Source organism: Pseudomonas sp. SED1 (genome assembly GCF_034044025.1).
Classification (GTDB): domain Bacteria; phylum Pseudomonadota; class Gammaproteobacteria; order Pseudomonadales; family Pseudomonadaceae; genus Aquipseudomonas.
Genome location: NZ_JAXCIS010000025.1, coordinates 1 through 12,927, shown reverse-complemented (window position 1 = coordinate 12,927; position 12,927 = coordinate 1). Strand labels below are relative to the sequence as shown.

General features: G+C 60.6%; 11 protein-coding genes and 2 pseudogenes. 6 read left to right on the top strand and 7 right to left on the bottom strand.

What is annotated here, in order from left to right; all coding sequences use genetic code 11:
* Positions 1-69: 69 nt before the first annotated feature.
* Positions 70-1,425, bottom strand: coding sequence for a GntP family permease (locus SNL23_RS03780; protein ID WP_076015831.1), 1,356 nt, complete (start codon positions 1,423-1,425; stop codon positions 70-72).
* Between the two features lie 87 nt (positions 1,426-1,512).
* Positions 1,513-2,043: a gluconokinase gene (locus SNL23_RS03775; RefSeq protein ID WP_076015832.1), complete on the bottom strand. Its 531-nt coding sequence runs from the start codon at positions 2,041-2,043 to the stop codon at positions 1,513-1,515.
* Between the two features lie 212 nt (positions 2,044-2,255).
* On the opposite strand from SNL23_RS03775, the gene SNL23_RS03770 reads away from it, so the two are divergent.
* The 5 genes from SNL23_RS03770 to SNL23_RS03750 all read left to right on the top strand — a co-directional run bounded on the left by SNL23_RS03770 (position 2,256) and on the right by SNL23_RS03750 (position 7,327).
* Positions 2,256-3,287, top strand: coding sequence for a LacI family DNA-binding transcriptional regulator (locus SNL23_RS03770; RefSeq protein ID WP_167665540.1), 1,032 nt, complete (start codon positions 2,256-2,258; stop codon positions 3,285-3,287).
* A gap of 590 nt (positions 3,288-3,877) precedes the next feature.
* Positions 3,878-4,510, top strand: coding sequence for a glutathione S-transferase family protein (locus tag SNL23_RS03765; protein ID WP_318301647.1), 633 nt, complete (start codon positions 3,878-3,880; stop codon positions 4,508-4,510).
* A 16-nt stretch (positions 4,511-4,526) separates the two neighbouring features.
* Positions 4,527-5,264 carry an NAD-dependent epimerase/dehydratase family protein gene (locus SNL23_RS03760; RefSeq protein ID WP_076015835.1) on the top strand — a complete coding sequence of 246 codons (738 nt, stop codon included), beginning with the start codon at positions 4,527-4,529 and terminating at the stop codon, positions 5,262-5,264.
* Between the two features lie 11 nt (positions 5,265-5,275).
* Positions 5,276-6,685 carry an MFS transporter gene (locus SNL23_RS03755; protein WP_318301646.1) on the top strand — a complete coding sequence of 470 codons (1,410 nt, stop codon included), beginning with the start codon at positions 5,276-5,278 and terminating at the stop codon, positions 6,683-6,685.
* A 135-nt stretch (positions 6,686-6,820) separates the two neighbouring features.
* Entirely contained in the window at positions 6,821-7,327 is a 507-nt protein-coding gene (locus SNL23_RS03750) for a hypothetical protein (protein ID WP_318301645.1), read from the top strand.
* Between the two features lie 111 nt (positions 7,328-7,438).
* On the opposite strand, the pseudogene SNL23_RS31465 reads toward SNL23_RS03750, so the two are convergent.
* The 3 genes and pseudogenes from SNL23_RS31465 to SNL23_RS03740 all read right to left on the bottom strand — a co-directional run.
* Positions 7,439-7,864 (bottom strand): annotated as a pseudogene (locus SNL23_RS31465) (methyl-accepting chemotaxis protein); the annotation flags it as partial.
* A 165-nt stretch (positions 7,865-8,029) separates the two neighbouring features.
* Positions 8,030-8,653: pseudogene (locus SNL23_RS31460) on the bottom strand (PAS domain-containing protein); the annotation flags it as partial.
* 272 nt (positions 8,654-8,925) lie between these two features.
* Positions 8,926-9,795, bottom strand: a complete 870-nt coding sequence (locus tag SNL23_RS03740) for a LysR family transcriptional regulator (RefSeq protein WP_076015838.1) — start codon at positions 9,793-9,795, stop codon at positions 8,926-8,928.
* A gap of 98 nt (positions 9,796-9,893) precedes the next feature.
* Between SNL23_RS03740 and gstA the strand changes: the two genes are divergently transcribed.
* Complete coding sequence (gstA, locus tag SNL23_RS03735) at positions 9,894-10,496, top strand: glutathione transferase GstA (protein ID WP_318301644.1); 603 nt, start codon at positions 9,894-9,896, stop codon at positions 10,494-10,496.
* 380 nt (positions 10,497-10,876) lie between these two features.
* Here gstA and SNL23_RS03730 read toward each other — a convergent pair whose 3' ends face one another.
* On the bottom strand, positions 10,877-11,803 hold the full coding sequence (locus SNL23_RS03730) for an aliphatic sulfonate ABC transporter substrate-binding protein (protein ID WP_318301643.1): 927 nt from the start codon (positions 11,801-11,803) through the stop codon (positions 10,877-10,879).
* Complete coding sequence (locus SNL23_RS03725) at positions 11,803-12,816, bottom strand: ABC transporter substrate-binding protein (protein ID WP_318301642.1); 1,014 nt, start codon at positions 12,814-12,816, stop codon at positions 11,803-11,805. Before SNL23_RS03725 ends, SNL23_RS03730 begins: the two co-directional genes overlap by 1 nt.
* Between the last annotated feature and the right edge of the window lie 111 nt (positions 12,817-12,927).

Below are 12,927 nucleotides of genomic sequence, written 5' to 3'. Positions count from 1 at the left end.
TAATACGTCGACTGATTCACCACCTTCGCGAGCAAGCCCGCTCCCACATTTTGTTTTGCGGTGTTCCTGTTAGACCACCAACGACAGCAACATGATAAAGCCCAACGCCACCACCGACAGGATGGTCTCCATCGCCGTCCAGGTCTTGAACGTCTCGGCCACGGTCATATTGAAGTACTGCTTCACCAGCCAGAACCCCGCATCGTTGACGTGAGACAGCACCAGCGAGCCCGCACCCGTCGCCAACACCAGCAACTCGCGGTTCACCCCCGGAATCATCCCCACCACCGGCACCACAATGCCCGCCCCGGTAATGGTCGCCACCGTCGCAGAACCGGTAGCCACACGAATCACCGCCGCCACCAGCCAGGCCAGCAGGATCGGGTTGATCTGCGCAGTCACCGCCATATGGCCGATCACATCACCCACGCCGCTGGTCACCAGCATCTGCTTGAAGCCACCACCGGCGCCGATGATCAGGATGATCGCTGCGGTTGGCGCCAGGCTGGCGTCGAGCAGCTTGAGGATTTTCTGGGAACCGATGCCCTGGCGACGGCCAAAGGTGTACAGCGACAGCAGCAAGGCCAGCAGCAAGGCGGTGATCGGGTGACCGATCATGTCCATCCAGTTGCGGATTACGTGACCGTCCGGCAGGGCGACGTCGGCGAAGGTCTTCAGCAGCATCAGGAACACCGGCAGCAGCACGGTAATCAGGGTGATGCTGAAGCTCGGCAGGGTCTTGGATTCCGGTTGCTCACTGGCCAGTTGGTCCACCAGTTCCTGGGACGGATTGCCCGGGATGTACTTGGCGATAAACGAACCGTAGAGCGGACCGGCGATGATCGCCGTAGGCAGCGCGACAATCAGGCCGTAGAGAATGGTCTTGCCGATGTCAGCCCCAAACACGCCAATTGCCAGCAACGGGCCCGGGTGCGGAGGCACCAGACCGTGCACCGCCGACAGGCCGGCCAACAGCGGGATGCCGATCTTGATCAGCGACACGCCAGTTCGGCGCGCGACGATAAACACCAGCGGGATCAGCAATACAAAGCCGATCTCGAAGAACAGCGGAATGCCCACCAGGAACGCGGCGAACATCATTGCCCACTGCACTTTCTCCTTGCCGAAGGCCCGCACCAGGGTTTGCGCGATCTGATCGGCACCGCCGGAGTCGGCCATCATCTTGCCGAGCATCGTACCCAGCGCAAGGATAATCCCGACAAAGCCGAGCACCCCGCCGAAGCCGTCCTGGAAGGCCTTGATGATCTTGTCCACGGGCATGCCCGAGGTCAGGCCGAGAAAGCCTGCCGCGATGATCAGCGCAATGAACGGGTGGACTTTGAACCGGGTGATCAACACGATCAGGCCGATGATGGTCACCACTGCATCTAGCAGCAGGTAGGTATCGTGGGACAAGCCAAACATGGGGGTCTCTCCTGTTTGTTGTTGTTATTAAAGCCGGTAAAAAATTCAGTGCAGGCGGACAGCGCTATCTTGTCCGGCAAAAAATTATTAGGTTGGTTCAAAGCCGTGTTTCAGCCACCAGGCGTTGGTTTGCTCGGCGAGGTCTTCAACGCTGTCTTCACTGGCGTTGAGGGCCAGGGTCAACGGCTCGCCCACCGGGGATTCAAGGGTGGCGAACTGGCTATCGATCAGGCTGGCCGGCATGAAATGGCCGGGGCGGTGAGACACACGGTCGGCGGCGACTTCGCGGGTCAACTCCAGAAACACAAACCCCAGGCCCGGCGCGGCTTCGCGCAGGTGGTCGCGGTATTTCTTCTTCAGGGCCGAACAGGTGAGCACGGGATGCTCGCCGGCTTTGAGGGAGCGGCGCAGTTCATCGCACAGGATGTCGAGCCAGCCGGCGCGGTCGTCGTCGTTAAGGGGATGGCCGGCGCTCATCTTTTCGATGTTCGCGGCGGGGTGAAAGCTGTCGCCTTCGATGGCGGTGGCGCCGTTCAGCAGGCACAGGGCCTCGCTGACGCTGGACTTGCCACAGCCGGAAACACCCATGATCACGAGGGCAGTAACAGGTTGACTCATGAAACACCTCAGGACGCAGATAGCGCTACCTTTGCACGCTGTAAGGCTAGTGCAAAAACAGGCTTTTCCCGCGCCGTCTTGTCATTTTTATGGAGTGACGCGTGCATCCTCTCCAAAGGCTTGAGTCGGAACAGGCATCCCAACGTTCAAGGATTTGCAGGGTCTTGGAGACAGCGCTACCTTAGTGCCTCGATTTTTGTTTGGCAAGCCGCCTGATGACTCCCAAGAACGATAAAAATACCCGCACCACGGGCCGCCCTACCCTGAATGAAGTAGCCCGCCTGGCTGGCGTCAGCCCGATTACCGCCTCCCGGGCCTTGCGCGGCATCAGCACCGTGGCCACCGAACTGGTGGAAAAAGTGCAAAAAGCCGCTGCCGAACTGAGCTACGTGGTCAACCCGGCCGCCCGCGCCCTGGCTTCGGCCCAGAGCCAGTCGGTGGTGGTGTTGGTGCCGTCGCTGTCCAACCTGCTGTTTATCGAAACCCTCGAAGCCATCCACCAGGTGCTGCGGCCCAAGGGCTTTGAAGTATTGATCGGCAACACCCACTATTCCCGCGATGAAGAAGAAGACCTGCTGCGCAACTACATGGCCTACCAGCCACGGGGTTTGCTGCTGACCGGGTTTGACCGTACGGAAAGTGCCCGGCGCATGGTGGAATCGAGCAACGTGCCGTGTGTGTACATGATGGACCTGGACCCGGGCGCCGGACTGAACTGCGTAGGATTTTCGCAGTTGAACGCCGGGGAAACGGCGGCGGCGCATTTGATCTCACGGGGTCGCAAGCGCCTGGCCTACATTGGCGCGCAATTGGACCAGCGCACGTTGTTGCGCGGTGAAGGTTTTCGTCGCGCATTGCAGCAAGCAGGGTTATACGACCCGGCGCTCGAAGTGCTGACGCCACGGCCATCGTCGCTGGGCCTGGGCGGTGAGTTGTTCCTGCAGCTGCTGGCCAGCCATCCGGACGTGGACGCGATCTTCTTTGGCAACGACGACCTGGCTCAGGGCGCGTTGTTGGAAGCATTGCGCCATGGCATCAAGGTACCGGAGCAGATCTCGGTGCTGGGCTTTAACGACCTGCCGTCTTCCTCGTTCATGGTGCCGCGTTTGAGCAGTATCAGTACGCCCCGCGAGGCCATTGGCCGGCGCGCGGCGGAGCATTTGTTGACGGTGATGGCGGGCAACAAGATCGCTCGGCCGGTGGTGGACATGGGGTTTGAGTTGAAGGTGCGCGAGAGTACCTAGGCGGTAGCTGTAGGAAGTGGCTGGTGTTGATGGCAGCGCCTTGCTCCGTTGCCTACAGGTACGTCAGAATCCGCCCGCTTGTGCGCCTGGGTAGGGCTTTCTAAGGTTGCCCGGTCGCTGAATTTCTCAGTAATCGGGTTTAGTAGCCCGAGCTTCCCTACACAATGGGCATAAGCTTCATCTGTCGGACTTACCTGTCTGTGCTTGATGGTGGCTGCGCGCAGGGCGCCCTTGTGGCGCGCCGGGTTTTGTGTGGGGTTACCGGTCTACTAACCTGCGTGCAGCCGCCACCCTTTCGTTTAGTAGCGATTCGGTGGTGGCCCAGTTAGGAGTGAGTTGGGGGTATTGCTGATGGGCAAGCTGCTAGATCAAGAATCACCGCTTATCTAACAGAACACACGCGGTCGAACTGTGGGAGCGGGCTTGCTCGCGAATGCGGTGTGTCAGCCGACCTGTCCATCACTGATACACCGCATTCGCGAGCAAGCCCGCTCCCACATTTTTAACCGTGCTCGCTTAACTGACTCGTCGTCGGCTGACGCCCCTGCTAAATTGCTCCCCTGCCTTCTCACCCTCGCAAGGAAAGCACCATGGGCCATTCGCTGAAAATCCTGGGTCGCACCTCTTCCATCAACGTGCGAAAAGTCCTGTGGACCTGCCAGGAACTCGGCATCGCCTACGACCGCGAAGACTGGGGCATCGGCTTCGCCTCAACCCAGTCCCCCGAATTCCTGGCCCTGAACCCCAACGCCCAAGTCCCGGTACTCATCGACGACAACGGCGTGCTCTGGGAATCCAACACCATCTGCCGCTACCTCGTGGGCCTGCACCAACGTCACGACCTCCTGCCCGTCGAGCCGGCAGCCCGTGCCAGAGTCGAGCAATGGATAGACTGGCAAGCCATCGAACTCAACCGTTCCTGGGGTGATGCTTTCACCGCGTTGGTACGCAACAACCCCGACAACCTGGACGCGCAAGCCATCGCCGTCGCGGTAAGGGCATGGAACGACAAGATGGGCCTGCTGGAACAACAGTTGGCAAAAACCAACGCCTACGTAGCCGGTAATGAGTTCACACTCGCCGACATCCTCATCGGCCTGTCGGTGCACCGCTGGTGGATTACGCCTATGCAGCGTCCTTCCTACCCAGCTGTCAGCGCTTACTACGAAACACTCAGCCAACGCCCTGGCTTCCAGATCTTCGCCCTCGCCGGTCACAACTAAAAACAAGGACTCCACAATGAACGGACTCAACGTACTACTCACCGGCGCCTGCGGCCGCATTGGCAAGACATTTTTCGAAGCCTCGAAAGACCGCTACTGCTTCACCCTCACCGATCGCATCGAGCCGGATTTCGCCCTCGGCGAACACCGTTTCATACACGCCGACCTGAGCGATAAAACCGCCCTCGCCGCCCTGCTCGATGGGATTGACGTGATCGTGCACCTGTCCGGCATTCCCCACGCCAGCGCCACCTTCGACGAGTTGTTGCCCAACAACATCCTGGCCTCCACCTACCTGTTCGAAGCCGCCGTGGCCGCGGGTGTGAAGCGCCTGGTGTTCGCCAGCAGCGCCCAGACCATCGAAGGCTACCCGGTAGACCGGCAGATCACTCCGGGCATGCCCGTATTGCCCGCCAACCTGTACGGCGTGAGCAAATGCTACGGCGAAGCCCTCTGCGGCTTTTACGCCGCAAAAACCCCGCTCTCCACCATCGCCCTGCGTATTGGTGCGTTCGAATTCCCCGAAACCCACGACTTGAACAACGCCCGCGACCTCAGCGCCTGGCTCAGCCCGCGAGACGCCGTGCAGTTGCTGCAACGCTCGGTAGAAACCGAAGGTGTGAAACACCTGATCGCCCACGGCATCTCCAACAACCGCTTCAAACGCCTGGACCTCAGCGAAACAACCCGTGTACTGGGTTATCAACCGGTGGATGATGCGTTCCAGGAATTCGAGATCCCGATCACTTACTGAGTCTTCTGCCCATGTCTTTCCTTTCTACCGCAGACGGCATCGACCCGATCCGCGCCGCGCATATCAGCGCGCGCATTGATCGCCTGCCCGCCGTCGCTACCGTCTGGCGCCTGGTGGCGTTGCTGTCGATTGGCGGTTTTTTCGAGCTATACGACCTGTTCCAGACCGCCTACATCAGCCCCGGGTTGATCAGCGACGGGATTTTCCACACCGGCAGCCAGGGCGTATTCGGCTTCTCCGATCAAGCGGCCTTTGCCTCGGCGACCTTCCTCGGTCTGTTCCTCGGCGCCAGCCTGCTCAGCCCGATTGCCGACCGCTACGGGCGCCGGGCGATCTTCACCTTTGCGTTGATCTGGTACACCGTCGCCACCGTGCTGATGGGCATCCAGACCTCAGCCCTGGGGATCATCTGCATGCGTTTTCTGGTGGGCATCGGCCTGGGGATCGAGCTGGTGACCATCGATGCCTACCTCTCGGAACTGGTGCCCAAGCGCATGCGCAGTTCGGCGTTTGCCTTCGCGTTTTTCATCCAGTTCCTGTCGGTGCCGGCGGTGGCCTTGATGTCGTGGTGGCTGGTGCCCCAGGCGCCGTTCGGGATTTCCGGCTGGCGCTGGGTGGTGCTGAGCAGTGCGGTGTTTGCGCTGTTTATCTGGCAACTGCGCAAGCGCCTGCCGGAGTCACCGCGCTGGCTCGCGCAAAAAGGCCGCTTCGACGAGGCCGGGCAGATCATGGACAGCCTCGAAGCACGCTGTCAGAAGGACCACGGCAAGCCACTGGATGAACCGGAACCTGAAGCCGTGAGCGTGCAGGGCCAAGGACGCTTTTCCGATATCTGGCAACCGCCGTACCGGCGCCGGGCGTTGATGCTGATTGTGTTTCATGTGTTCCAGGCCATCGGTTTTTTCGGCTTCGGCAACTGGCTGCCGGCGCTGCTCTCGGGCCAGGGCGTGAGCGTCACTCACAGCTTGGGTTATGCCTTCATCATCACCCTCGCCTACCCGCTGGGGCCGCTGCTGTTTGTGAAGGTGGCGAACCGTTTTGAGAACAAATGGCAGATTGTCGGCTCGGCCCTGGGTGCGGTGATCTTCGGCAGTTTGTTCGCGCTGCAAACCACCGCCGTGGGGCTGGTGATCTGCGGAGTGATGATCACCTTCTGCAACGCCTGGCTGAGTTTCAGCTATCACTCCTACCAGAGCGAACTGTTCCCCACCAATATCCGCGCCCGGGCGGTGGGTTTCTGCTATTCGTTCAGCCGGTTGTCGACGGTGTTCAGCAGCTTGTTGATCGGCGTGATTCTCGAACACCTCGGCACGCCGGGCGTGTTGGCGTTTATCGCCAGCAGCATGTTGATCGTGATGATCACCATCAGCTGGTTCGGCCCGCGCACCCGCAACCTGGCGCTGGAGAACATTGCCCACTAGCGGCAAACACTGGCCGTCGGCACGCCAACGCTTGCCGACGGTGGCGGCCCAAAGCCTGGTAAACACGGGGCCTTGCCACTGGGCACGCTAATTGCTCCTCCTGTGGCACCGCCCACATCCACAGGTGTCCTGATCATGCTGATCAACAACAATCCCCAGGCTCAGTCGACGATCCAACGCATCGAGCGCGCAGACATGGACCCGGCCAACGCCGCTGCCAGCGCGCTGTACAGCGGTGCCGCGCAAAACGCGCAGGGCGTCGCCGGCGTGTCCACCACCCAGGCCGCCGCCGACGCCACGGCTGACAACATCGATGCGGCCTTCGCCAAGACCCGCGTGCAGTTGCAGGCCACCACCGCGACCACGTCGACCACCGATGTGCCCAAGACCGACTCCACCTCATCGGCCCGCAGTGACTTCACCGACTACATGAAGAAAAGCCCGGCCGAGCGCATCCGCGAGCAACTGCTCAAGGAACAGGGTTTGACCGAAGAAGATGTGAAGAACATGCCGCAGGAAAAGCAGGACGCGATTTCCAAGGAAGTTGCCGCACGCCTGAAGGACCAACAGGCGCAGCAGGTAGCGGCGAAAACCGCTGACCCGCAGGCGCAGATGGTGAAAGAAACCCTGGCTGCGATTTAAGCGCTGACAATACAAACCCTGTGGCGAAGGGCTTTCCTGTGGTGAGGGGGCTTGTCCCCCTCACCACAAAAGCTCCCTCGCCACAGGTCATGTGTCAGTCATGAATACCGGTTACTGCAGTTGTAGCGTGGAATTGAACTGACTGATCGCATCCACCACATGCCGTGACCCTTCCTGAATTTCCAGGATCACCTGCCCCGCTTCATTCGCCAACTCCACCCCAAGCCCCGTGCGGCTCAAGCTCGACTGCATGCTCGACACCGCGCTGATCGACAGGTCGTGGTTCTTGCGCACCACATCCACAATCTCGATCGTCGCCTGGCTGGTACGTGCTGCAAGGCTGCGCACTTCATCCGCCACCACCGCAAACCCGCGCCCGTGTTCACCCGCCCGGGCCGCTTCGATCGCGGCGTTGAGCGCCAGCAGGTTGGTCTGGTCGGCGATGCCGCGGATGGTCTGGACGATGCTGCCGATGATGTCCGACTGTTTGCTCACCGCGTCGATACTCACGGCGGCTTCGTTAAGGTCGCGAGAGATTTCTTCGATGATCTGCACGGTCTGCTGCACCACTTCCGAACCCTTGCGGGCGCAGGCGTCGTTCTGCACCGAGGTGGCGTGGGCCGAGTCGGCAGCGGTGCGCAAGGTGGTGACCTGGTCGGTGATGTCACTGGCGAATTTCACCACTTTGTACAGGCGCCCGCTGGCATCGAAGATCGGGTTGTAGGAGGCTTCCAGAAACAGCGTTTGTCCGAATTTGTCTTTGCGCTCAAACCGATGGGAGTGATATTCGCCGCGATTGAGCGAGGCCCAGAAGGCTTTGTAGGCCGGCGACTCGGTCTCACCGCGATGGCAGAACATACTGTGGTGCTGGCCAACGATTTCACCGAGGGAATACTTCACTGTCTTCAGGAAGTTGTCGTTGGCATTCAGAATCTGGCCTTGCGGAGTGAATTCAATCACCGCCATGGAGCGGCCGATGGCGTCGATCAGGCTCTGGTTTTCATGCTCGTGGTGGATTCGCGCCGAGATATCCGAGGCGACCTTGATCACGCTCTGTACCTGGTTATCGGCACCGAGCACCGGCATGTAACTGGCTTCCAGCCACACCTCCTGGCCATGTTTATTCAGCCGCATGAACGTGCCACTGAGAGGTTCACCCCGCGCCAGGTCGCGCCAGAGTTTGGCGTAGGCATCGGTGTGGGTATAAGCCTCTTCGCAGAAAATCCGGTGATGCTTGCCGCGAATTTCGTCGGCGCTGTAGCCCATGGTCTTGCAGAAGTTTTCATTGGCATCCAGCACGATGCCGTTGCGGTCAAACTCGATCATTGCCATGGAACGGCTGATGGCGGCCAATTTGGCTTTGGCTTCGGTGAGGGCACAGGAGAAACGTTCGATTTCCAGCTGGTCGGATTTGTGTTGACGGTTGAACATGGCGGATCACCCTTTATTTTCCCGACGCCCACGCGGGCGCATTCCATTCACGGTTTGAATCTTGATCACAGCCTTTTATGGGGAAAACCATCCGAAACGCTTTATATGCCATGCGTCATCAACGGTTCTGGGTGAGCATAGACAGGCGTTGGCGCTATGCAAGGCCACTAGTCAGCCAGCATTTGCAACAAGGCATTAACCGCTGCAGAAGGCGGTTGGTGGCGTGAAGTCACCAAGGCGAACTCGCGGTGCACCGGCTCCGCCAGCGGCATGATGCGCAAGCCGTGGCGCTGGGCCGGCAGGGTCATCTCGGGTACCAGGGTGACGCCGACACCTTCGCGCACCAGGCTAAAGGCGCTGTTCCACTCCCGCACTTCCACCCGTACCTCGCGCAATATCAAACCGGCTTCCTGCGCCAGGCTGCGGGCGTTGACGGTGCAGCCGCCGGTGGCAAGCACAAACGGCTGCTCCACCAACTCTTCCAGCGTCACCGTTGCCTGCGCCGGGCGCCGGGAAAACGCGTGCGCCATCGGCAACACGGCCACCCAGTTATCGCGCCCCAGCACCGCAGCATTGCGCTCGGACGGCGGGTTAAGCACCACACCGAGGTCGATCAAATTCGCGTCGAGCAAGGTGTTCACTTCATCGTCCGTGACTTCCAGCCCCGTCACCTCGATGCCCGGGTAAAGCTGGTTGAATCGCCGCAACAGCGGCGGTAGAAACACCGCGAGCACCATGGGGAAACTCGCGATGCGAATCGTCCCACGCAGCATGGGCCGCGCTTCATCCACGGTGGTACGAATCGCCTGCAAGGCCCCCAGCATCACCCGCGCCTGCTCGATCACTTGCAGGCCCAAGGCAGTGGGCAAGGTCTGGCGCGCTTCACGTACAAACAACTGCGCACCGAGGTTGGCCTCCATGGCCGCCATGGCCTGGCTGGCGGCGGACTGGGTCATGCCCACCCGCTCGGAGGCTGCGGTGATACTGCCGTTGTCCGCCACGGCCACCAGCAGGCGCCAGTGCATCAGGTTCATCATGGCAGTAGCTGTCCTTATGGCAGGGTTCTGAAAGATTAATTTTACGCAAGGTGCCATGCCCACGAGACTGAAGGCAACTGTCCTGCGGAGTTGCCCCGATGAAGCTGTATTTTTCCCCGAATGCCTGTTCCCTCGCCTCCCATATCGTGCTGCGGGAATTGGCCCTGCCGTTTGAATTGATTCGCGTCGACAACCAGAAAAAGCTCACGGCTGACGGTGATGACTTCTTGCAGATCAACCCCAAGGGTTACGTGGCGGCGTTGCAACTGGACAACGGCGAGGTGCTGACCGAAGGTGCCGCCATCCTGCAATACCTGGCTGACTTGGTCCCCGAAGCTGGCCTGGCGCCGGCCAATGGCAGTTGGGAGCGGGTGCGTTTGCAGGAGTGGCTGAACTTTGTCTCCAGCGAGATTCATGGTGGGCTTGGGGTGTTGTTCAAGGACGCGATTCCGGATGAGGTGAAGGCGCTGTTCAAGGCCACGCTGTTCAAGCGGTTTGCGATTCTGGTACAGACCTTGGAGCGTCAGGACTACCTGTTGGGCGCGCAATTCTCCGTGGCAGATGCGTATCTGTTTGTGGTGCTGCGTTGGGCGGGGTTCTTTGATATCGACTTGCAGCAGTGGCCGGCGCTGGCGAAGTTTCAGCAGCGGGTTGGTGAACGGCCGGCGGTCATTGCCGCCCTGGTCGCCGAAAATTCATGATCTGAAATGCGATCAAAATGTGGGAGCGGGCTTGCTCGCGAATGCGGTGTGACAGTCACCAGATGCATTGACTGATCCACCGCTTTCGCGAGCAAGCCCGCTCCCACATTTGATTTCCATTGCTTTACAGGTAGGCCCAACCCATCCACCGACCCGGATGGCAACGCTGGATTCGATGGCGTTGAGGAAGTCGATGCAGATCGGTTGCATGGCCTGCTCTTTGTGGCGAGGGGGCTTGTCCCCCGTTGGGTCGCGAAGCGGCCCCAAGAAGATCGCCGGGTTGTTTCAGTCAGAGCGGGTTGGCAGGTTTCAGGGCTGCTTCGCAGCCCAACGGGGGACAAGCCCCCTCGCCACAGAAGCTCCCTCGCATGCCAAAAACGTCATAGGGCCTTGAACACGACTTGCTGCACATCGACCTTTTTCGGGATCAGACCATTGGCAAAAAACGCGTCGGCCGTGCCTTGTTGGGTGGCGATGTCCGTCGCGTCCAGTGGCCGGCTCGGCGTCGGCGAGCGGTGCTTGAAGTAGCTTTCCACTACCGCCGGCTGCAAGCCCAGGGTCTTGGCCATCAGCGCGACGCTTTCGTCGTGATGGTCCAGGGACAATCGCTGCGCCTGGGCAAACACCTTGAGAATCGTGGCAATCGCCTGGGGGTGCTGCTTGGCAAACGCGCCGCTGGCGATGAAGAAACTGCCCGCCGGGTTCAGCCCCTGGCCATCCCCCAGCACCTTCGCCGAACCGTCCACCACCGCCGCCGAGTAGTAAGGTTCCCACACGACCCAGGCGTCGACCTTGCCTTGTTCAAACGCGGCACGGCCGTCGGAGGGCGACAGGTACACCACGTTCACATCCTTCCACTGCAAGCCCGCACGCAGCAGGCTTTTGAGGAACAGGTTGTGGGCGCTGGAGCCCTTGAGCAGCGCCACGCGTTTACCTTTGAGTTCGGCCACGCTTTGTACGGTGCTGTCTTTGGGCAACAGGATGGCTTCAGTACGCCCGTCGTTGGGTTCGACGGCTATATAGCGAATGTCGATCCCGGCGGCCTGGGCGAAGATCGGCGGGATGTCACCGATATTGCCGATGTCGATGCTGCCGCCGTTCAAGGCTTCGATCAGCGGCGGGCCGCCAAGAAATTCGATCCACTCGACCTTGGTGCCCGGCAGCCCTTCTTCGAACAGGTGATGCTCACGGGCGAGCACCATGCTCACCGAGCTTTTCTGGTAGCCGACCCGCAGGGTGGCCGGTTCTGCCGCCAGCAGCGGCCCGGCGCACAGCGCCAACAGTGTGGCTGCGATGAGCTTGCGCATCAGAGAGTCTCCTTGACCTTGGCCGCGACGTCCGCCGGCACCCATTGCTGCCAGACCTGCGGTTGTTCTTTCAGGAACGCTTCAGCCACTTGGCGCGGCGCGGTACGTTTCTCGGCCATTTGCGCGAGGATGCCGTTGAGCAGGTCAATCGGCAGGTCGACCTTTTCAAAGAACGTCACCAGTTGCGGGTACTGCGTCTTGAACGGCGCCGACACGCCAATCGCCAACCGCGCCTGCATCGAGCGGGTACCGATGGGGTGCGGGTTGTTGGCGTCGGCCAGGGTCTTCCAGGCTTCGGAGTTGAACGGCGGCTCTTCCAGCTTGATCAACTTGAAGCGCCCCAACAGTGGCGTCGGCGACCAGTAGTAGAACAGCACCGGCTTGCCGCGTCGGATCGACGAAGCGACCTCGGCATCCAGCGCCGCGCCGGAGCCGGTGCGGAAGTTGACGAAGGTGTCGGTCAGCCCGTAAGCCTTGAGTTTCTGGCTGTTGACGACCTCCGAGGTCCAGCCGGTGGGGCTGTTGAGGAAGCGACCGCGGGTGGGGTCTTCGGGGTCGCGGAACACGTCTTTGTAACGGGCCAGGTCGGCGACGGATTTAAGCTCCGGGGCCAAGGGCTTGATACCGCGCTCGGCGTCGCCCTTGATCACATACTCGGGTACCCACCAGCCTTCGGTGGCGCCTTTGACGGTGTCGCCCAGACCGAATACTTTGCCTTCGCTTTCAGCCTTGACCCAAGCAGGGCTGCGCCCGGCCCATTCTTCTCCGATCACCTGGATATCGTCCTTGGCCAGGGCGGCCTCCAGGCTCACGGTGCTGCCGGGCAAGGTGTCGGTGGGCAGGCCGTAGCCTTTCTCGACGATCAGGCGCAGCACTTCGGTGATGAGGCTGCCGCTTTCCCAGGTGATGTCACCGAAGTGAATCGGTTTGGCTGGTTCGGCGGCTGTGGCGGACTGTGCCAGGACGGTGAGTGCCAGAAGCGAGCCACCGAGCAGGTTTTTTAGTGTTCTCATGAGTAGCCTCTTGGAGATTCAATTTTCAATCTACAAACAATCCAAAGTGAGCACAGTCAGTGTGGGAGCGGGCTTGCTCGCGAAGGCGTCGTGTCAGTCGATACATGTGCT

Coding starts and splice junctions, on each gene's coding strand:
- SNL23_RS03725 (WP_318301642.1), bottom strand. CDS start 12,816: ATGAGAACACTAAAAAACCTGCTCGGTGGCTCGCTTCTGGCACTCACC.
- SNL23_RS03765 (WP_318301647.1), top strand. CDS start 3,878: ATGGGCCATTCGCTGAAAATCCTGGGTCGCACCTCTTCCATCAACGTG.
- SNL23_RS03775 (WP_076015832.1), bottom strand. CDS start 2,043: ATGAGTCAACCTGTTACTGCCCTCGTGATCATGGGTGTTTCCGGCTGT.
- SNL23_RS03730 (WP_318301643.1), bottom strand. CDS start 11,803: ATGCGCAAGCTCATCGCAGCCACACTGTTGGCGCTGTGCGCCGGGCCG.
- SNL23_RS03760 (WP_076015835.1), top strand. CDS start 4,527: ATGAACGGACTCAACGTACTACTCACCGGCGCCTGCGGCCGCATTGGC.
- gstA (WP_318301644.1), top strand. CDS start 9,894: ATGAAGCTGTATTTTTCCCCGAATGCCTGTTCCCTCGCCTCCCATATC.
- SNL23_RS03750 (WP_318301645.1), top strand. CDS start 6,821: ATGCTGATCAACAACAATCCCCAGGCTCAGTCGACGATCCAACGCATC.
- SNL23_RS03780 (WP_076015831.1), bottom strand. CDS start 1,425: ATGTTTGGCTTGTCCCACGATACCTACCTGCTGCTAGATGCAGTGGTG.
- SNL23_RS03740 (WP_076015838.1), bottom strand. CDS start 9,795: ATGATGAACCTGATGCACTGGCGCCTGCTGGTGGCCGTGGCGGACAAC.
- SNL23_RS03755 (WP_318301646.1), top strand. CDS start 5,276: ATGTCTTTCCTTTCTACCGCAGACGGCATCGACCCGATCCGCGCCGCG.